This window comes from Thioalkalivibrio sp. ALE28, assembly GCF_000377425.1.
In the GTDB taxonomy this organism is placed as follows: Bacteria; Pseudomonadota; Gammaproteobacteria; order Ectothiorhodospirales; family Ectothiorhodospiraceae; genus Thioalkalivibrio.
The window spans coordinates 15023-33109 of sequence record NZ_KB898095.1; the positions used below are offsets into that span (position 1 = coordinate 15023).

Here is an 18087-nt window from a genome sequence, read left to right on the forward strand (position 1 = left end):
CTTGTCTCGGAAAACCTGAGATGCCAACGCGAGCGTGCACATTAATCAGTGTTTCCTTAACTCTCGTGAAACTGGTCGTAGATCGACTGCGCGAGGCGCCGATGGATCCCCGGCACCTTGGTCAGCTCCTCGACCCCGGCCCGGCTGACGCCCCGCAGGCCGCCGAAGTGCTTCAGCAGCACGCTGCGCCGCTTCGGCCCCAGCCCCGGAATGGCCTCCAGGGTCGATTCCTTGCGCGCCTTCGCGCGGCGGGCGCGGTGCCCGGTGATCGCGAACCGATGGGCCTCGTCGCGGATCTGCTGGATCAGATGCAGCGCGCCGGAATGCGCGGGGAGTATAGAGGGCGCCTCTACCCCGCTCAATATCAGCGTTTCCATCCCCGGCTTGCGCTCCTCGCCCTTGGCCACGCCCACCACCTTGATGTGGTCCAGCCCGAGATCCGCCAGCACATTCAGCGCCTGCGTCACCTGGCCCTTGCCGCCATCGATGAACAGGATATCCGGTTCCTGGCCCTCGCCCTTCTTCAGCCGTGCGAACCGCCGGCTGAGCGCCTGGTGCATGGCCGCATAGTCATCCCCCGGCTCGATCCCCTCGATATTGAAGCGGCGGTAGTCCGACTTGATCGGCCCCTCCGGCCCGAACACCACGCAGGAGGCCACGGTGCCCTCGCCCCCGGTGTGCGAGATATCGAAGCACTCCATGCGCCGGGGTGCCTCCTCCAGCCCCAGCTCGGCGGTCAGGGCATCCAGCCGCGCGGTCTGCCCGGCCTGGCTGGCGATGCGGGTCTTCAGCGCCAGCTCGGCGTTGCGCCGCGCCATGTCCAGCCAGCGGGCCCGCTCGCCGCGCAGCGACCACGCCAGCGCGACCTTCCCGCCACGACGTTCCGCCAGAAAGGCCTCCAGTGCCTCCGCACCCTGCGGCTCGTGCGAAAGCAGGATGCGCGCCGGAGGCTCGCGTTCCGCGTAGTACTGCGCCAGCACCGCGGCCATGATCTCGTCCGTATCCGTGGCCTCGGGCACGTTGGGGAACAGCTCGCTGTTGCCGAGATTCTGGCCATTGCGCACGAAGAAGATCTCCACCGCGCAGGCCCCCGCCTCCTGCGCCAGCGCGAATACGTCGGCATCGCCCTCGCCGCCCGAGACGAACTGCTGCTCGGAGATCTGGCGCAACCGCGCGATCTGGTCGCGCAGGCGCGCCGCGTGCTCGAAATCCAGGCGCGCGGAGGCCGCCTCCATGCGCTCCATCAATTCCGCGACCACCGCCTCGCTCTTGCCCTCGAGGAACTTGACCGAAGCCTCCACGTCGCGGGCGTAGTCCTCCGGCTCGATGTAGCCGACACAGGGGGCGGTGCAGCGCCCGATCTGGTATTGCAGGCAGGGGCGGGAACGATGCGCGAACACACTGTCCTCGCACTGGCGCACCTGGAACAGCTTCTGCAGCAGCGCCAGGCTCTCGCGCACCGCCCCGGCCGAGGGGTACGGCCCGAAGTAACGCACGCCCTTCTTGCGCGCACCGCGGTGGAACCCGAGCCGGGGATACTCCTGGTTGGACACGTAGATGTAGGGGTAGCTCTTGTCGTCCCGCAGCAGCACGTTATAGCGCGGCCGGTGGCGCTTGATCAGGTTGGCCTCCAGCAGCAGGGCCTCGGCCTCGGTGTGCGTCACCGCCACACGGATATCCGCGATCTGCCGCACCATCGAGCGGATGCGCGGGCCGCGGTCATCGCTGCCACGGAAATAGCTCGCCACCCGACTCTTCAGGTTGCGCGCCTTGCCGACATACAGCACCGCCCCCGACGCATCCAGCATCTGGTACACGCCGGGGGACTGCGTCAGCGACTGCAGAAAGGCCTTGTGATCGAATCCGGTCTCGGGGGTACTCATGATCGCATCAGGATACCGGAACTCCCCCGCCCTCCGGCATAGCCCCGTGCGCAGCCGATACCATTCGGGATATCCTTGATGCCATTACTTATAAGTCTTCGCCACTCGAGGCGACGTACCGGGAGGACCGAGCCATGGATATCGCCGAACAGATCTATGAAGAGGTCAAACGCCTGCCCGAGCCCCTTTCGCGCGAAGTTCTGGACTTCATTGGTTATCTGGAATCCAAACACGGTCTGAGTGACACGCCTGGCGAAGACATCAAGAAGGCCCAGGAAACTGCTCTCGGATCGATCTGGGAAAACCCCGAGGACGAGGTCTGGGATGACCGCTGAGCCGGGAGCTATCGTTGCCATCCCCTTTCCCTTTTCGGACCTGACCACTCGAAAACGCCGGCCTGTTCTCGTCCTCTCCGAGATCGATCGATTCGGCGATTTCGCTGCGCTCGCCGTCACTTCGTCGCCAAACCAGACTCATGCAATAGAAGTGAACCCGAACATGTTGCTGGAGGGTTCACTTCCCAAGACCAGCTGGGTTCGCTACGACAAGATCTTCACGCTCAGTAGCCGTCTGATCACTCATCAATACGCGAAGCTCGACGCACAAACCATTGATGGGATCCGGGCGCATTTCTGCCGCCATTTCCATTGCCCGTAGGCGGGGAGCTCGGCCCTGCCCGTAAACTGACCGATTGCCACGGCCCCTGCGGGGCCTCGCAATGACAGGGAAAGGACAGCGTCATCGCGAGCGCCGCAGGCGCGTGGCGATCCGGGCGGCCAGCCCGGACGCCGGCCCTGGGGGCGCCGGGCAGACCTTCCGGGCCGGAAGGCTAACCGAGGTGGCTGCGGACCCGGGCAAACAGCTCGTGGAACATCGCCGGGGTCAGGCGGCGGGTCTGCGTGTTGTAGCGCGAGCAGTGGTAGGAGTCGATCAGGCGGGTGTTCGCGTCCAGTTCGTGCTCGGCACCGTGGGCGAAGCGCAGGCTGGACAGCGGCAGACCCTTGGCCCGGAGGATGGCGTCGTGGGCGATCTTGCCCAGCGCCAGGATCACCCGCGGCCGCACGGCCGTCATCTCGGCCGCGAGGAAGCCGTTGCAGGTACGGATCTCCTCCGTGGTGGGCTTGTTCTGCGGCGGCAGGCATTTGACCGCGTTGGTGATGCGGCAGTCGATCAGCTCCAGGCCATCGTCCGCCCTGGTACTCTCCGGCGCACTGGCGAAGCCGTGCTCGTGTAGCGTCTCGTACAGCAGGACGCCGGCATAGTCGCCGGTGAACGGGCGCCCGGTGGCATTGGCGCCATGCATCCCGGGCGCCAGGCCGACAATCAGCAGCCGCGCATCCAGCGGCCCGAACGAGGGCACCGGGGCGGCATGGTAGTCGGCGTGCTTGTCGCGAACCTCCTCGAGGAAGGCCGCCAGGCGCGGACAGGCGCGGCAGTCCGCGCGAAAGATCGCGCCCGGTTCAGGAGGCATCCGGCCACTCGCGGTAGGGGTTCCGCGCCAGCTCGGTGTTGTAGTAGCGCGGGTCGTGCGAGACCTCGTCGCCCAGCCACTCGGGACGCGGGAACTCGGCATCGCTGCTCGGGAGCTCCAGTTCCGCGACGATCAGCCCGGCGTTGGCGCCTTCGAACACGTCGATCTCGTACTCCCAGCCCTGGACGTCCACCCAGTACCGGGTCTTTTCCACCTGGGGTCCGGCAAGGGTATCCAGCAGGCGATGCGCCTCGTCCACCGGGATGTCGTACTGGTATTCGTCGCGCTCCACGCCGAGGGTCGCGCTCTTGATGTTGAGGTTGGCGCCCTCCTCGTCCACCCGCACGCGGATGGAGGCGCGATCGTTGCCACACAGGTAGCCCTGGCGCATGTACTGCGAGCGCACCACGCCTTCGCGCCAGGCATCACTGGCCAGCAGGAACTTGCGTTCGATCTCGCGCCCCATGTCGTCGACTCCCGTCTTGCGGCGAACCGCCGGGTGAATCCTGTGGGAGCCTGCCTGCAGGCGAAGCCCCCGCCCAAGTCTGATGCGTGCGCTACATCCGGATCAGCGCGGAACCCCAGGTGAAGCCGCCGCCGAAGGCCTCGGTCAGGATCAGGTCGCCCCGCTTGATGCGGCCATCGCGCACGGCGGTGTCCAGCGCCAGCGGGATCGAGGCGGCCGAGGTATTGCCGTGGCGGTCCACCGTGACCACCACGTTGTCCATGGACATGTTCAGCTTCTTCGCGGTCGCCTGGATGATGCGGATATTCGCCTGATGCGGCACCAGCCAGTCCAGTTCGGACTTGTCGATGCCGTTGTATTCCAGAGTCTCGTCAACGATCTGGTCCAGTGTGTTCACCGCGACCCGGAAGACCGCGCGGCCCTCCATGCGGATGAATTCCAGATCGGGATTGTCATTCGGCTGGGAGACGCCACCCGGGACCTCCAGCAGGCCCTTGTGATGGCCGTCGGCATGCAGGTGGGTGGAGATAATTCCCGGGTCGGGGGAGCGCGACAGCACCACAGCCCCCGCGCCATCGCCCCACAGGATGCAGTTGCCGCGGTCGGTGTAGTCGGTGATGCGCGAAAGCGTCTCGGCCCCGACCACCAGCACATGGCGGATCTCGTCGCTCTGCATGAAGCGGTCGGCGGTCGCCAGCGCGTACACAAAACCGCTGCACACCGCCTGGATGTCGAACGCCGGACAGCCGCCCACGCCCAGCTTGGCCTGCAGGATGCACGCCGTGCTGGGGAAAATCTGGTCCGGGGTCGTGGTCGCCACCAGGATCAGGTCGAGATCGGCGGCCCGAATGCCGGCGGCATCCAGCGCCCTTTCCGCGGCCTTCAGCGCCAGGTCCGAGGTGACCTCGTTCTCCGCCACGATGTGGCGCTCGCGGATGCCGGTGCGTTCGCGGATCCAGGCATCCGAGGTGTCGACCATCGCCTCCAGTTCGGCATTGGTCAGGATGCGCTCGGGCAGGTAGCTGCCGGTGCCGCTGATACGTGCATGCTTCACTCGCTGTTCTCCTGCCCAAGGAGCTGGCCCAGCTGCTTGTCGATCCGCCGCGAGATGTTCGCCTCCGCCTCGATGCGAGCAATGCGGATCGCATGCTCGAAGGCGAGTTCGTCGGCACTTCCGTGACTCTTGATGACCACGCCCTGCAGGCCCAGCAGCGAGGCCCCGTTGTAGCGGCGGTGGTCGAAGCGATGACGCAGCCGCCGCAGTACCGGCAGGGCGAACAGTCCGGCCAGGCGCGAATACAGCGAGGCGCGGAATTCCGCCTTCATGTTCGAGGAGATCATCCGGGCCACGCCCTCGCTGGTTTTCAGCGCGACATTGCCCACGAACCCGTCGCAGACGACCACGTCCACATCGCCGCAGTAGACATCGTTGCCCTCGACAAAGCCAATGTAGTTCAGGCTGGATTCTTCCAGCATACGCCCGGCCTCGCGCACCCGGTCGTTGCCCTTGATCGCCTCGGAGCCGATGTTGAGCAGGCCCACGCGCGGGGCCTCCAGGCCATCCACGGCGTTCGCCAGCACCGAGCCCATCACCGCGAACTGGTACAGATGCGCGGCCTCGACATCCACATTCGCGCCCAGATCGAGCATGTGGGTGTGCCCTTCCATCGACGGCAATGCCGTGGCAATGGCCGGGCGGTCGATACCGGGAAGGGTCTTCAGCACATAGCGGGCAGTGGCCATCAGCCCACCGGTGTTGCCGGCGGAGACACAGGCCTGGGCCGCGCCGTTCTTGACCTGGTCGATGGCCACGCGCATGGAGGAGTCGCGCTTGGTGCGCAACGCCACGGCCGGCAGTTCCTCCATGCCCACGACCTGACTGGCGTGCACGATGTCGACGCGCTCGCGTTCACTGGCCGACCAGCCTGAGAGGCCCGATTCGATGGTGTCCTGGTCGCCCACCAGCAGCAGGCGGAAGTCATCCGCCACCTTGAGTGCGCGACGCGCCGCTGGCAGTACGACGGGGGCGCCGTGGTCACCGCCCATCACGTCCAGTGCGATGGTGAAGCTGGCAGTCATGCTCGAGTCCGACGACCGGCCGGGACAGAGCCGGATTCAAACGCGGAAAGGCCACGGTGCAAGCGCAGCCGTGGCCCCGGGACGGTCATTACCCGGACCTTAATCTTCGTCTTCGTCGACTTCGACGTCCTGCTGGATCACCTGGCGACCGCGATAGAAGCCATCGGGGGTCACGTGGTGACGGCGGTGGATCTCGCCGGTCGTCGGATCGGTGGACAGGGTGGCGCCCGTCAGCCCGTCATGGGAGCGGCGCATGTCACGCTTGGAACGGGTCTTGCGGCGTTGCTGAACAGCCATGATGCATCTCCAGATTGATCAGATTCCCGTGGCGACGGGAGTGAGCCCGGTATCAAAACGGGCGCAAGTATAACGGTTCGGCGGGGGCAATGCCCCGACCGCGTTCGCTTCACGGGTCGTCCCGGTCCGGGCCGCCCCCCTTTTTCAGTTGTTCCAGCACGGCAAACGGGTTCTCGCCGCGTTCGCCTTCGGTGAACTCGGGCGCCGCCGCCGGCTCGCAATCCGCGTGGCGCGGCACCAGCGGCCACGCCAGCAGGATCTCTTCCTCGATCCATGCCGCGGGGCGCAGCAGGCCGTCGGCCTCGAGTTCGACAAAATCGTCGTCCTCGCTCATGCCGGCCGGCGTGCCCTCCGGCGGCAGCAGCACCGCATCCGCCTCCAGACGGAAGTCCCACGCCAGCGGCTGCAGGCAGCGCTGGCAGGTCTGCCACAGCTCGCCGCTGATCACCCCGCTCAAACGCATCTCGTCCAGTGTCCCGCGTTCCAGCAGGAACTTCGCGTGCACCCGCAGCGGGTGTCCCGGCAACGCGTCGGCGCGCAGTCGCGGCAGGTCTTCGGGACGCAGGTCGCCCTCGAATTCGAGGTGCCGGGCACGCGGTTGCCACGGGTCCAGAGAGACGGGGATACGACTCATAACAAACTCTTGGGAAAACCGTTCGGGCCTCCCCGGAACGAGGGCGCGGAATATACGCGCGCGCGGGCGATCTGTCAAAGCGAAACAGAAACTTGCAGCCACCCCGAACGACGTCGATACTCGAGAAGTCATCGACCTGTCCGGGGCCTTCCGTTTGATTCGCAAGCTGCTCATTGCCAACCGGGGCGAGATCGCCGTGCGCCTGATCCGGGCCTGCAGCGAACTGGGCATCATCTCGGTCGCCGTGTACACGGACGCCGACCGCCACGCCCTCCATGTAAAGAAGGCGGACGAGGCCTACGCCATCGGCCCCGACTCCATGGGCGGGTATCTCAGTATTCACCGGCTGATCAGCGTCGCGCGCGCCGCCAGCTGCGACGCCATCCACCCGGGCTATGGCTTCCTCTCGGAGAACCCCGACTTCGCCGCCGCCTGCGCCGCGCGTAACCTGATCTGGGTCGGCCCGGACGCCACGGTCATCCGCCGCATGGGCGACAAGGTCGCCGCACGCCGGGCGATGATCGAGGCCGGTGTGCCGGTCACGCCCGGCTCCGAGGGCAACCTGGAGGACGTCGCGGCCGCGCTCGAGGTCGCCGAGCGCATCGGCTACCCGGTCATGCTGAAGGCCACCTCCGGCGGCGGCGGACGCGGGATCCGCCTGTGCGAGGATGCGCGCGCCCTGGAGCACAACTTCGAACGCGTGCGCTCGGAGGCCACCCGCGCCTTTGGCAGCACCGAGATCTTCCTGGAGAAGGCCGTGGTCAATCCGCGGCATATCGAGGTGCAGATCCTGGGCGATACCCACGGCCAGGCGATCCACCTGTTTGAACGCGACTGCTCGGTCCAGCGGCGCCACCAGAAGCTGGTGGAGATCGCGCCCTCGCCGCAGTTGACCGACGCCCAGCGCGACCATCTGGGCGAGCTCGCCGTGCGAGCCGCGAAGGCCGTCGGCTATCAGAACGCGGGGACCGTCGAGTTCCTGATGGACTCGGACGATTCCTTTTATTTCATGGAGATGAACACCCGTCTTCAGGTAGAACATCCGGTAACCGAGATGATCACCGGGGTGGACATCGTGCAGGAGCAGCTGCGCATCGCCGCCGGCGAACCCCTGCGCTATGCCCAGTCCGACATCACCCGGCGCGGCTACGCGATGGAGTTCCGCATCAACGCGGAGGATCCGAAGAACGACTTCCTGCCGAGCTTCGGCCGCATCACCCGCTACTTCGCCCCGGGGGGACCCGGCGTGCGCACCGACGGGGCGATCTACACCGGCTACACCATCCCGCCGCATTACGACTCGATGTGCGCCAAGCTGATCTGCTGGGCCCTGGAGTGGGATGACCTGCTGGCGCGCGCCAACCGTGCGCTACGCGATATGGGCGTATTCGGCGTCAAGACGACCATCCCCTTCCACCTGGCGATCGTCGACCACCCGGTGTTCCGCAGCGGCCACTTCGACACCGGATTTGTCGCGGCGCACCCCGAGCTCACGCACTTCCCCGGCAAGCGCTCGGATCGCCAGCTCGCGGTGGCCGTCGCGGCCGCCCTCGCCGCTCACCACGGGTTGTAGACCCCAGCCCGCCGCACGGACACCGGAATGACCATGGATCGAGTTCACATCACCGATGTCACCCTGCGCGATGGCCACCAGAGCCTGATCGCCACGCGCATGCGCACCGAGGACATGCTGCCGATCTGCGAGCAGATGGACGCCATTGGCTTCCACTCGCTGGAGGTCTGGGGCGGCGCGACCTTCGATGCCTGCGTGCGCTTCTTGAAGGAAGACCCCTGGGAGCGCCTGCATCAGCTGAAGGCCGCGCTGCCGAACACCCCGCTACAGATGCTGCTGCGCGGCCAGAACCTGCTGGGCTACCGCCATTACGCCGACGACGTGGTCCGCGCCTTCGTCGAGCGCTCGGTCGCCGGCGGCATCGACATCATCCGCATCTTCGACGCGATGAACGACGCCCGGAACCTGCGCACCGCGATCGAGGCCACCCGCGAGGCCGGAGGCCATGCCCAGGGCACACTTTGCTACACCACTGGCCCGGTACATTCGGCCACACAATTCGTCGCCCTGGGACGCGAGCTGGTCGCCATGGGCGCGCAGAGCATCGCGATCAAGGACATGGCCGGGCTGCTCACGCCAACCGCCACCCGTGAGCTGGTCACCGAGCTGGTGGAGGCCCTGGACGTGCCGGTCCACCTGCATGCCCACGCCACCTCCGGTCTGTCCGAGCTGTGCCACTGGCAGGCCATCGAGGCCGGTTGCCGGCATATCGAGACCGCGATCTCCGCCTTCGCCGGCGGTACCAGCCACCCGCCGACCGAGAGCATGGTCGCCGCGCTGGCCGGCACCGGGCACGACACCGGGCTGGACCTCGTCGCGCTGCAGCGGATCGGGATGTACTTCCACGAGGTGCGCAAGAAATACCAGCGCTTCGAGAGCGAATACACCGGCATCGACACCCGCGTCCAGGTCAACCAGGTGCCCGGCGGGATGATCTCCAACCTGGCCAACCAGTTGCGCGACCAGAACGCACTGGATCGCTTCGACGCGGTACTGGAAGAGATCCCCCGGGTGCGCGAGGACCTCGGCTATCCGCCCCTGGTGACGCCCACCTCGCAGATCGTCGGCACGCAGGCGGTGATGAACGTACTGGCCGGCGAGCGCTACAAGACCATCACCAACGAGGTGAAGCAGTACCTGACCGGGCACTACGGCCGTGCACCGGGCCCCATCAACGCCGTGGTGCGGCAACAGGCCATCGGCAATGCCGAGGTCATCGACAGCCGCCCGGCCGACCTCCTGCCCCCGGAGATGGACTCGCTGGCCGCCGAGATCGGCGAACTGGCCCGCGGGCCGGAGGACGTGCTGACCTTCGCCCTGTTCCCCGAGGTGGGGCGCCAGTTCCTGCAACAGCGCCACGACGGCACGCTCGAGCCGGAACCGCTGAACCTCCCGGAGAACACCCAGGCGGGCTGCCCGGCCCCGGTGGAGTTCAACGTGACCTTCCACGGCGAGACCTACCACATCCAGGTAACCGGCTCCGGCCATCACCGGGAGGACACTCGTCCGATGTACGTGACGGTCGACGGCATGCCGGAAGAGGTCCAGATCGAGACCCTGGACACCATCGAGACCGCCAGTGGCCATGCCGCGCCGAGCGGGGGTGGGAGCCGCAAGAAGTCGCGGCGCGCGACCCGCCCCGGCGACGTCACCACGTCGATGCCCGGTACCATCATCGACGTCCTGGTGGCCGAGGGCGACCACGTGGAGGCCGGGCAGCCGGTGCTGGTGCTGGAGGCCATGAAGATGGAATCCGAGATCGCCGCCCCCGTGTCCGGCACCGTCACTGCGGTGAACGTCGCCAAGGGGGCGGCCGCCAATCCCGACGATGCGCTGATCGAGATCGACCACGCCGATGACTGAGACCGCGCGCAAACTGGTCCTCGCCTCCACCTCGCCCTACCGCGCCGAACTGCTCGGGCGCCTGCGCCTGCCGTTCGAGACCGCCCGCCCGGAGGTGGACGAGACCCCCCGGCCTCACGAGCGCCCCGACGCCATGGTGACCCGCCTCGCCGAGGCCAAGGCCCGCGCCGTGGCCGATGCCTATCCCGACCACCTGGTGATCGGCTCCGACCAGAACGCCAGCCACGCCGACAGCATCCTCGGCAAGCCGGGCGACACGGGCCGCGCGGAGGCTCAGCTCGCGGCCCTGTCGGGCAAAACGGTGACCTTCCACACGGGCCTTTGCCTGCTGGACACCGCCACCGGCCAGGCGCGGACCGGCGAGGTCCCTTTTACCGTGACCTTCCGCGAACTGACCCCGGAGGAGATCCACCACTACGTGGCACTGGAGCAGCCGCTGGACTGCGCCGGCAGCTTCAAGTCGGAAGGGCTGGGCATCAGTCTGTTCGCGCGCATGCAAGGCGACGACCCGACCGCGCTGGTCGGCCTGCCGCTGATCACCCTGGGCAGGTGGCTGCGCGAGGCGGGCATCGCTGTTCCGCCCCGGCCCGCCTGAACCGGCCGCGCGCCCCGGGGCCTATCCCCAGTCCTGCCTTGGCTTATGGCTAGGGAGACGCTGATTGAATCGCGCGTTCGCGCTCGAGTCGCTTTTGCGTGCGAACAAGGCGCGGTGACTGCCGTGCAGTCATTCTGCACAAGGGAACCGCAACGCCGTGCGCGCGCCCGTTTTTGATCAACAACGGGCGGCCGAGCCCCGTCTTTCAATAGCTTATGGGGGTTGGCACCCCAGGTTCCCCGATCCTGCGTTGAGCCACTTGCGGGTAGAACCACTACCCGCTGCACACCGAGCCTTGTCTCGGAAAATCTGGGGTACCAACGCGCACGCGCGATTCAATCAGCGTCTCCCTAGAATCTGCACGACGGCACCGCGCCCAGTGTGGAACTGCCCCTCGAGCACGTCGCGTTCGCGCTCCACGGCTTCCTCGAATTCGAGCCCGTCCAGCTCCTCGACCAGCGCGTCCCGCGTCATCATCAGTTCGGCCGTAGGCGGCCCGCCCGTCCCCCATTCCAGCTGCGCCGGGGTGTAGGCCTCGAGGATGAACACCCCGCCGGGTCGCAGCCCGGCAACCACCCCGGCATGCAGACGATGCCGGATCGGCGGCGGCACATGGCAGAAGATGGAGGTAATCAGATCCCAGGAATCCGGCTCGATCGCGTAATCCGCGAGATCCGCCACCAGGGTGTCAATCTGTACGCCGCGGTCCTCTGCCAGGCGCTGGGCCTTCTGCAGGCCAACGGCGGAGCTGTCCACCGCCAGCACCTCGAAGCCCTGCTGCGCCAGGAAGACGGCGTTGCGGCCTTCTCCCTCGCCCAGGCACAGGGCCTTCCCAGGTGGCACGTTGGCCACCGCGGTACGCAGGAAATCATTCGGCTCGGTGCCGTAGACGTACTCATCCGCCGCGTAGCGCTCGTCCCACATTCATCGTCTCCTCACGGTTGCAGCCAGGGTTCATCGGTCCACGCGTTTTACCACGCGCGGGGCAGAGACACAGGCTCCTGGGGAAACACTGATTAATGCACGCGCTCGCGCTCGAGTCGCTTTTGCGTGCGAACAAGGCGCGGTGACTGCCGTGCAGTCATTCTGCACAAGGGAACCGAAACGCCGTGCGCGCGCCCGTTTTTGATCAACAACGGGCGGCCGAGCCCCGACTTTCACTAGCTTGTGGGGGTTGGCACCCCAGGTTCCCCGATCCTGCGTTGCGCCGCTTGCGCGGTAGAACCGCTACCCGCTGCGCCACGCGCCTTGTCTCGGAAAACCTGGGGTGCCAACGCGAGCGGGTGCATTAATCAGTGTTTCCCTAGCGGGCGCGATTGCCGGAATGCGGCCTTTACCCTACTCTTGCGCCTCCCCGAGCACTGCGACGACTCCCGACACCATGAGCGAGACCCCCACGCTGCGCACGCGCCTGGAAGGCTTCATCGAGGCCCGGCTGACCCAGCGCTTCATCATCGGCCTGATCCTGCTGAACGCCCTGACCCTGGGGCTCGAGACCTCGGATACCGTGATGGGCTGGATGGGGCCGGTCATTCTGGCGGCGGACGCGATCATCCTGTCGCTCTTCACCGCCGAGGTGCTGGCCAAGCTGTTCGTCTACCGCCTGGCTTTCTGGCGCAACCCGTGGAACGTGTTCGACTTCTTCGTGGTGGGGATCGCGCTGATCCCCGCCTCCGGACCGTTCTCGGTGCTGCGCGTGCTGCGTCTGCTGCGCCTGGTGTCCATGGTGCCCAAGCTGCGCTTCATCGTGGAGGCGCTGCTGCGGGCCATCCCCGGCATCGTCTCCATCATCGGGCTGCTGCTACTGATCTTCTACGTGTTCGCGATCATCGCCACCGGCCTGTTCAGCGAATCCTTTCCGCAGAAGTTCGGCACCCTCGGCGCCACCATGTACAGCCTGTTCCAGGTGATGACGCTGGAGGGCTGGTCCGAGGATATCGCCCGCCCGGTGATGGAGGTCTACCCCTGGGCCTGGATATTCTTCGTGCCGTTCATCCTGATCGCAACGTTCACCGTGCTGAACCTGTTCATCGCGATCATCGTGGACGCCATGCAGCGCATGCATGATCGCGCCATGGAGATCGAACAGCAGATGATCCACGACAGCGTGCACGAGGAGAACCAGGCCCTGCACGCGGAGATCCACGAGATCCAGCAGGAAACCGTCAAGCTGCAGGAACGCCTGATCCGCATGCAGAACATGCTGGAGAAGCGGGTGAAGTAAGCGCCTTTGCGTGCCCCAATGGGCCCCGTCATTGCCGGACGTACAGCCTCGTGCTTCAATATCAGAAAATGAAGCACACCTGAGGGGCGCCATGAAAGAGCTCAACGTCCGCGAGATGCGGGCCTCCATTGGGCACCTGGACGAAATCGTACAGGCGTCCGGCGAAATTACCATCACCCGTCACGGAAAACCCATTGCACGCGTCCTCCCCGTGCGTCGCGGGCGTCAGCGTCCGGACCACCACGAGCTTCGCCAACGCACCGCGCAACTGATTCCCTCGGAGACCCTCCTCAGGGAAGAGCGCGATGAGCGCGGATGAACGGTGCTACCTCGACACCAGTGCCCTGGCCAAGTGGTACCTGAACGAACCGGGCTCCGAGGCCTTTGTCGACTACCTGCAAAAAGTCGACGTCGCCATCATCAGTCGGCTGGTGGCCACGGAACTGCGGTCCCTGCTCGCACGGCGCCGGCGTATGGGCGAACTGCCGCAGGAGCTGGAAACGATCATCTTCGCCACCTTCCAGGACGACATCTCCAGTGCCTCGTTACAGCTCTATCCCTTCGATGATTCACTCTTCGAGGAAGCGACCAACCTGATCACCCGCTACCCCGAACACCCACTGCGGACACTGGACGCACTGCACATCGCAACCGCGCGGCATCACGAGGTTCCAGTCATCGCCACCGCAGACAACGTGCTGGCGGACGCGGCTTCATCGATGGGCCTGACCGTTCGTCGATTCTGACGCCTCCGGCACCCGACGCGCGGGAGAAGCGGGTAAAGCAAAGAGCCCGGGAAGGAACCCGGCTGCGGCGCTCCGGCGCGGGCAGGGGCTTCGCCGCCAAGGCGGCTCCTACAAGACCACATCCCACCCCGGTAGGAGCCTGCTTGCAGGCGAAGCCCCTGCCAAAGCCAGCCCCACCTCAACGACCGTGCTTGCGTGGCCCTCAACGCCCCCCTGCGCGCCCTCGGGCGCACTGGGGGGCGCGGGATCAGGCGTTGACGGCGGCCGGTTCGGTGGCGCGTTCGCCCAGGCGGCGGCCGGTGGCGTTCAGCACGGCCTGCAGCGTGGCAGCGGTCGTGTCCTCGCCCAGAGCGACGCCGACCGAGCGTTCGCCGTCCACCTGCACGTCCACCGCGGCCATGGCCCGCGCCTCGGTGCCGGACTCCATCGCGTGCTCATCGAAGTGGCTGACCTTCACCTCCACTCCGCGCTCGGCCTGCATCGCGGCGGTCAGGGCCTCGACCGCGCCGTGGCCCTCGCCCTGCAGGCGCGACTCGCGACCGGGCGGGCCCATGGTCGCGTCCAGCCGCACCACCGGACCTTCCTTCTCGATCTCGTAGCGCACCAGATCCCAGCCGGCGACCGGCGTCAGGTAATGCTGCTCGAACAGCTCGTGGATACGCTTCGAGGAGACCTCGATCTGCGAGGTCTCGGCATCCTTTTGCACGATGCGGGCAAACTCGATCGCCAGCCAGCGCGGCACCTCGATACCGTAATCGCGTTCCAGCACATGCGCCACGCCGCCCTTGCCGGACTGGCTGTTGATGCGCACGACCTCCTCGTAGCGCCGGCCCAGATCGCCCGGGTCGATCGGCAGGTAGGGCACGTTCCAGTGGCCGCCCTGCTCCTTGTAGTGCGCCAGGCCCTTGCGGATCGCATCCTGGTGGCTGCCGGAGAAGGCGGTGTAGACCAGCTCGCCCGCCCACGGATGGCGCGGGTGGATGGGCATGTCGGTGCACTCCTTGTACACCTCCATCAGCCGTTCCATATCGGACAGGTCGATGGTCGGGTCGATCCCCTGCGAGTACAGGTTCATGCCGACGGTGACCAGGTCCATGTTGCCGGTGCGCTCGCCGTTGCCGAACAGCGTGCCTTCCAGGCGATCGGCCCCGGCCAGCAGGCCCAGCTCGGCCGCGGCCACGCCGGTGCCGCGGTCGTTGTGCGTATGCAGCGACACGCAGAAGTGCTCGCGGTACTGCACATGATCGCAGAACCACTCGACCTGGTCGGCGAACACGTTCGGCGTGGCCGACTCGACCGTGGCCGGCAGGTTGATCACGACCTTCTGGCCCTGGTCCGGGCGCCAGATCGCGTTCACCGCATCCACGACCTCGACCGCGTAGTCCAGCTCGGTGGTGGAGAAGCTCTCCGGCGAGTACTGGAAGATCCAGTCCGTCTGCGGGTACTTCGCCGCATAGTCGCGCACCCAGCGCGCGCCGTTCTCGGCGATGCCGCGGATACCGTCGCGGTCCATGCGGAAGACCTGCTCGCGCTGCGCCGGGTTGGTGGAGTTGTACACGTGCACCACCGCGCGCGGTGCGCCCTCCAGCGCCGCGAAGGTCTTCTGGATCAGATCCTCGCGCGCCTGCGTCAGCACCTGGATATACACGCCCTCGGGGATGCGGTCTTCGTCGATCAGGCGGCGGGTGAAGTCGTAGTCGATCTGCGAGGCAGAGGGGAACCCGATCTCGATCTCCGTCAGGCCGATATCCACCAGCACCTCGAAGAAGCGCATCTTCTGCTCGACGCTCATCGGGTGCACCAGCGCCTGGTTGCCGTCGCGCAGGTCCACCGCGCAGAAACGCGGCGCAACCGTGGTGCGCTTCGCCGGCCAGCGGCGATCCGCCTTGTCGATCGGCGGGAACGGGGCATATTTGGTGTGATCGAAGGCCATGGTGCGCATCTCCTGTAAGGGCGCGGCCCGGGCCGTACAATCGGCCGCCGCGCTGAGGATTTCTGTCTGTGCATTATCCTAACGCATTCATCCGGGCATAACCTTGCGTTTTTCCCTATCAAGGCCTTAGGAGGGATCTATCATTGCGCATTAATGCTCAATATGCGCAATAATCCACCTATGAAACCGCAACCGCACTCACTGGACCGCTATGACCGCCGCATCCTCGAGATCCTGCAGGAGGACGCGAGCCTGTCGAACCAGGCGCTGGCCGAACGCGTCGGACTCAGCCCCTCCCCGTGCCTGCGCCGCGTCCGCGCGCTCGAACAGGCCGGTATCCTGCTGCGCCGCGTGGCGCTGCTGGACCGGCGCCGCCTGGGCCTGGAACTGACCGCCCTGATCCACATCGGCATGGACCGCCACACCCCGGAACGCTTCGCGCATTTCGAGGAGACCGTGGCCGGCTACCCCGAGGTCCAGCACTGCTACCTGATCACCGGCCAGTCCGCCGACTACATGCTGCAGGTCGTGGTCCCCGACATGGACGCCTACCAGGACTTCCTGCTGCGGCGCATCACCCGCCTCGAGGGCGTGGACAGCGTGCACTCCAGCTTCGTCCTGCGCCGCGTCGTCGACCGCACCGCCCTGCCACTCGACTACACCCCCACCTGAAACGTCTTAAAACCCAGGGCAAATTCACCACGAAGCGCACGAAGGCACGAAGAAGTTCAAGGGCGATTCACAGGAAGGCTGGAAGGTTAGAAGGCTTTGATGGTGAAGCGTGATGGCAAGCAGACATATGGGGAGCGCTGACTGAATCGTACGCCCCTAAAGTGGCCGCTTCCCAGCATTGCCCTGGTAGCGCCCGTCATGGCCCCTCTATCTTCCAGCCTTCTCTTCTTCCTGTAGACCGTTTTTGACCTGGATCTTGACCTTCTTCGTGCCTTCGTGGGCTTCGTGGTGAATCCGCCCTTGCCCTGCGGCGAGCCCTCCGGATACTGTATATATAGACAGATACCGGAGGGCGCCTTGTGTCGCTTACTGAACGCCAGCAGGCCATCCTCGACTACATCACCGAGACCGTCGCCAACCAGGGCACGGCACCGACCCGCAGCGAGATCGCCCGGGCCTTCGGCTTTCGCTCACCCTACGCGGCCGAGTGCCACCTGAAGGCGCTGGCAAAAAAGGGCGCCATCGAACTGCTGGGCGGCACCTCCCGCGGCATCCGCCTGCCGGGCGCGGTGCGCAGCACACCGCGCGAGCTGCCCCTGGTCGGGCGCGTCGCCGCCGGACTGCCCATCCTTGCCACCGAACACATCGAGCGCCACTACCGGGTCGACGACGCCCTGTTCCGTGCCCACCCCGACTACCTCCTGCGCGTGCATGGCGAGAGCATGCGCGACGCCGGCATCCTCGACGGCGACCTGCTGGCCGTGCGCCAGACCCCGGAGGCCCGGCCCGGTCAGATCGTGGTTGCCCGCATCGAGGACGAGGTCACCGTAAAGCGCTTCGCGCAGGACGGCCCGCGGGTGCGCCTGCTCCCGGAGAACCCCGACTTCGCCCCCATCGAGATCGACCTGGAGCGCCAGGAACTGGCCATCGAGGGGGTCGGCGTGGGCGTTCTGCGCGATCTCGACCCCCAGGCCTGAGTTATGGGCGCGCTGGATACCCTGCTCGACCATCCGGCCCTCTGGCGCGGACGCAGCGCCACCCCGGCCCCGGATGCCCCGGTCTGGCCCAGCGGCCACGCGGAACTCGACCGGGCCCTGGGCGGGGGCTGGCCACGCGGCCAGCTGGTCGAACTGCTGGGCGCCCCGTTCGGCTGCGGCGAGACCCGGCTGCTGGTCCCCATGCTGACCGCCTGCGGCCAGGACGACTACTGGATCGCGGTGATCGCGCCACCGGCTACCCCCTGGCTGCCGGGCTGGCAGACCCTGGGCATCCCGCCGGAGCGGGTACTGCTGATCCACACCGAGCACGATCGCGACACCCTTTGGGCCGGCGAGCAGTGTCTGCGCGACCCGGCCTTCGGCGTGCTGCTCGCCTGGCTGCGCCGTCCCGTGGAGACAGCCCTGCTGCGCCGGCTACGCCTGGCCGCCAGCGAGAGCCGGGCCTGCGCCGTCCTGTACCGGCCGCCGGACGCCGCGGCCCAGCCCTCGCCGGCCCATCAGCGCCTGCGCTGGCAGGCCGCGGCCACCGGCCTGGAACTGCACTGCCTGAAGGGGGCCGGCCACTGGGCCCGCTCCGGCCAGCCTCTGTGGATTCCCGAAGCACCGGGGGCCTGAAATGGGCCAGCCCGCCCGCCCCGCGCGCGCAGCCACAC

At 66.8% G+C, this 18087-nt stretch carries 20 protein-coding genes; 11 read left to right on the plus strand and 9 right to left on the minus strand.

What is annotated here, in order from left to right:
* Positions 1-56 precede the first annotated feature (56 nt).
* The gene (gene uvrC, locus D105_RS0103940) at positions 57-1883 is read right to left on the minus strand and encodes an excinuclease ABC subunit UvrC (protein WP_018877566.1); all 1827 of its coding nucleotides are present in this window, start codon (positions 1881-1883) and stop codon (positions 57-59) included.
* A gap of 134 nt (positions 1884-2017) precedes the next feature.
* Here uvrC and D105_RS0103945 point away from each other — a divergent pair, with 134 nt between their 5' ends.
* Complete coding sequence (locus D105_RS0103945; protein WP_018876411.1) at positions 2018-2218, plus strand: DUF2281 domain-containing protein; 201 nt, start codon at positions 2018-2020, stop codon at positions 2216-2218.
* Positions 2208-2540 (plus strand): type II toxin-antitoxin system PemK/MazF family toxin, encoded by a 333-nt coding sequence (locus D105_RS0103950; protein WP_018876410.1) that lies wholly within the window; start codon positions 2208-2210, stop codon positions 2538-2540. Before D105_RS0103945 ends, D105_RS0103950 begins: the two co-directional genes overlap by 11 nt.
* A gap of 172 nt (positions 2541-2712) precedes the next feature.
* On the opposite strand, the gene D105_RS0103955 is transcribed toward D105_RS0103950, so the two are convergent.
* The 6 genes from D105_RS0103955 to D105_RS0103980 all read right to left on the minus strand — a co-directional run bounded on the left by D105_RS0103955 (position 2713) and on the right by D105_RS0103980 (position 6830).
* Positions 2713-3354 carry a uracil-DNA glycosylase gene (locus tag D105_RS0103955; RefSeq protein WP_018876409.1) on the minus strand — a complete coding sequence of 214 codons (642 nt, stop codon included), beginning with the start codon at positions 3352-3354 and terminating at the stop codon, positions 2713-2715.
* Positions 3344-3820 carry a CYTH domain-containing protein gene (locus D105_RS0103960; RefSeq protein ID WP_018866175.1) on the minus strand — a complete coding sequence of 159 codons (477 nt, stop codon included), beginning with the start codon at positions 3818-3820 and terminating at the stop codon, positions 3344-3346. The genes D105_RS0103955 and D105_RS0103960 overlap by 11 nt, the downstream gene beginning before the upstream one ends.
* Positions 3821-3911: 91 nt before the next feature.
* Positions 3912-4874, minus strand: a complete 963-nt coding sequence (locus tag D105_RS0103965; RefSeq protein ID WP_018866174.1) for a beta-ketoacyl-ACP synthase III — start codon at positions 4872-4874, stop codon at positions 3912-3914.
* A complete protein-coding gene (plsX, locus tag D105_RS0103970; protein WP_018876408.1) occupies positions 4871-5899 on the minus strand; it encodes a phosphate acyltransferase PlsX in 1029 nt (342 codons plus the stop codon). The genes D105_RS0103965 and plsX overlap by 4 nt, the downstream gene beginning before the upstream one ends.
* 99 nt (positions 5900-5998) lie before the next feature.
* Entirely contained in the window at positions 5999-6196 is a 198-nt protein-coding gene (gene rpmF / locus D105_RS0103975; RefSeq protein ID WP_017942094.1) for a 50S ribosomal protein L32, read from the minus strand.
* A gap of 109 nt (positions 6197-6305) precedes the next feature.
* On the minus strand, positions 6306-6830 hold the full coding sequence (locus D105_RS0103980; protein ID WP_018877567.1) for a DUF177 domain-containing protein: 525 nt from the start codon (positions 6828-6830) through the stop codon (positions 6306-6308).
* 154 nt (positions 6831-6984) lie between these two features.
* Between D105_RS0103980 and D105_RS0103985 the strand changes: the two genes are divergently transcribed.
* Genes D105_RS0103985 through D105_RS0103995 form a run of 3 tightly spaced genes read left to right on the plus strand, consistent with a single transcriptional unit; the run spans position 6985 to position 10861 of the window.
* The gene (locus D105_RS0103985; protein ID WP_018877568.1) at positions 6985-8403 is read left to right on the plus strand and encodes an acetyl-CoA carboxylase biotin carboxylase subunit; all 1419 of its coding nucleotides are present in this window, start codon (positions 6985-6987) and stop codon (positions 8401-8403) included.
* A 33-nt stretch (positions 8404-8436) separates the two neighbouring features.
* Positions 8437-10266 (plus strand): sodium-extruding oxaloacetate decarboxylase subunit alpha, encoded by a 1830-nt coding sequence (oadA, locus tag D105_RS0103990; protein ID WP_026280404.1) that lies wholly within the window; start codon positions 8437-8439, stop codon positions 10264-10266.
* A complete protein-coding gene (locus tag D105_RS0103995) occupies positions 10259-10861 on the plus strand; it encodes a nucleoside triphosphate pyrophosphatase (RefSeq protein WP_018877570.1) in 603 nt (200 codons plus the stop codon). Before oadA ends, D105_RS0103995 begins: the two co-directional genes overlap by 8 nt.
* Positions 10862-11200: 339 nt before the next feature.
* Here the strand turns inward: D105_RS0103995 and D105_RS0104000 are convergent, their stop codons facing one another.
* The gene (locus D105_RS0104000) at positions 11201-11785 is read right to left on the minus strand and encodes a bifunctional 2-polyprenyl-6-hydroxyphenol methylase/3-demethylubiquinol 3-O-methyltransferase UbiG (RefSeq protein ID WP_018877571.1); all 585 of its coding nucleotides are present in this window, start codon (positions 11783-11785) and stop codon (positions 11201-11203) included.
* A 457-nt stretch (positions 11786-12242) separates the two neighbouring features.
* Here D105_RS0104000 and D105_RS0104005 point away from each other — a divergent pair, with 457 nt between their 5' ends.
* The 3 genes from D105_RS0104005 (at position 12243) to D105_RS0104015 (ending at position 13831) form a co-directional block, all read left to right on the plus strand.
* On the plus strand, positions 12243-13085 hold the full coding sequence (locus D105_RS0104005; protein ID WP_018877572.1) for an ion transporter: 843 nt from the start codon (positions 12243-12245) through the stop codon (positions 13083-13085).
* Between the two features lie 91 nt (positions 13086-13176).
* Positions 13177-13404, plus strand: coding sequence for a type II toxin-antitoxin system Phd/YefM family antitoxin (locus tag D105_RS0104010; RefSeq protein ID WP_017942101.1), 228 nt, complete (start codon positions 13177-13179; stop codon positions 13402-13404).
* Positions 13391-13831 (plus strand): type II toxin-antitoxin system VapC family toxin, encoded by a 441-nt coding sequence (locus tag D105_RS0104015; RefSeq protein WP_018866166.1) that lies wholly within the window; start codon positions 13391-13393, stop codon positions 13829-13831. The genes D105_RS0104010 and D105_RS0104015 overlap by 14 nt, the downstream gene beginning before the upstream one ends.
* 247 nt (positions 13832-14078) lie before the next feature.
* On the opposite strand, the gene D105_RS0104020 is transcribed toward D105_RS0104015, so the two are convergent.
* The gene (locus D105_RS0104020; protein WP_019558541.1) at positions 14079-15764 is read right to left on the minus strand and encodes a 2-isopropylmalate synthase; all 1686 of its coding nucleotides are present in this window, start codon (positions 15762-15764) and stop codon (positions 14079-14081) included.
* A 180-nt stretch (positions 15765-15944) separates the two neighbouring features.
* Here D105_RS0104020 and D105_RS0104025 point away from each other — a divergent pair, with 180 nt between their 5' ends.
* The 3 genes from D105_RS0104025 to imuA all read left to right on the plus strand — a co-directional run bounded on the left by D105_RS0104025 (position 15945) and on the right by imuA (position 18049).
* Entirely contained in the window at positions 15945-16436 is a 492-nt protein-coding gene (locus tag D105_RS0104025; protein ID WP_018866164.1) for an Lrp/AsnC family transcriptional regulator, read from the plus strand.
* 359 nt (positions 16437-16795) lie between these two features.
* Complete coding sequence (gene lexA, locus D105_RS0104030; RefSeq protein ID WP_018877574.1) at positions 16796-17413, plus strand: transcriptional repressor LexA; 618 nt, start codon at positions 16796-16798, stop codon at positions 17411-17413.
* A 3-nt stretch (positions 17414-17416) separates the two neighbouring features.
* The gene (gene imuA / locus D105_RS0104035; RefSeq protein WP_018877575.1) at positions 17417-18049 is read left to right on the plus strand and encodes a translesion DNA synthesis-associated protein ImuA; all 633 of its coding nucleotides are present in this window, start codon (positions 17417-17419) and stop codon (positions 18047-18049) included.
* The last annotated feature ends 38 nt before the right edge of the window (positions 18050-18087 follow it).

Excerpts from the sequence above, each read along its gene's own strand:
- oadA (WP_026280404.1), top strand. The coding sequence starts at position 8,437 with ATGGATCGAGTTCACATCACCGATGTCACCCTGCGCGATGGCCACCAG.
- D105_RS0103995 (WP_018877570.1), top strand. The coding sequence starts at position 10,259 with ATGACTGAGACCGCGCGCAAACTGGTCCTCGCCTCCACCTCGCCCTAC.
- rpmF (WP_017942094.1), bottom strand. The coding sequence starts at position 6,196 with ATGGCTGTTCAGCAACGCCGCAAGACCCGTTCCAAGCGTGACATGCGC.
- D105_RS0104010 (WP_017942101.1), top strand. The coding sequence starts at position 13,177 with ATGAAAGAGCTCAACGTCCGCGAGATGCGGGCCTCCATTGGGCACCTG.
- D105_RS0103950 (WP_018876410.1), top strand. The coding sequence starts at position 2,208 with ATGACCGCTGAGCCGGGAGCTATCGTTGCCATCCCCTTTCCCTTTTCG.
- plsX (WP_018876408.1), bottom strand. The coding sequence starts at position 5,899 with ATGACTGCCAGCTTCACCATCGCACTGGACGTGATGGGCGGTGACCAC.
- D105_RS0103980 (WP_018877567.1), bottom strand. The coding sequence starts at position 6,830 with ATGAGTCGTATCCCCGTCTCTCTGGACCCGTGGCAACCGCGTGCCCGG.
- imuA (WP_018877575.1), top strand. The coding sequence starts at position 17,417 with ATGGGCGCGCTGGATACCCTGCTCGACCATCCGGCCCTCTGGCGCGGA.
- D105_RS0104015 (WP_018866166.1), top strand. The coding sequence starts at position 13,391 with ATGAGCGCGGATGAACGGTGCTACCTCGACACCAGTGCCCTGGCCAAG.
- D105_RS0104005 (WP_018877572.1), top strand. The coding sequence starts at position 12,243 with ATGAGCGAGACCCCCACGCTGCGCACGCGCCTGGAAGGCTTCATCGAG.
- D105_RS0103955 (WP_018876409.1), bottom strand. The coding sequence starts at position 3,354 with ATGCCTCCTGAACCGGGCGCGATCTTTCGCGCGGACTGCCGCGCCTGT.
- D105_RS0103945 (WP_018876411.1), top strand. The coding sequence starts at position 2,018 with ATGGATATCGCCGAACAGATCTATGAAGAGGTCAAACGCCTGCCCGAG.
- D105_RS0104025 (WP_018866164.1), top strand. The coding sequence starts at position 15,945 with ATGAAACCGCAACCGCACTCACTGGACCGCTATGACCGCCGCATCCTC.
- uvrC (WP_018877566.1), bottom strand. The coding sequence starts at position 1,883 with ATGAGTACCCCCGAGACCGGATTCGATCACAAGGCCTTTCTGCAGTCG.
- D105_RS0104020 (WP_019558541.1), bottom strand. The coding sequence starts at position 15,764 with ATGGCCTTCGATCACACCAAATATGCCCCGTTCCCGCCGATCGACAAG.
- D105_RS0103960 (WP_018866175.1), bottom strand. The coding sequence starts at position 3,820 with ATGGGGCGCGAGATCGAACGCAAGTTCCTGCTGGCCAGTGATGCCTGG.
- D105_RS0104000 (WP_018877571.1), bottom strand. The coding sequence starts at position 11,785 with ATGTGGGACGAGCGCTACGCGGCGGATGAGTACGTCTACGGCACCGAG.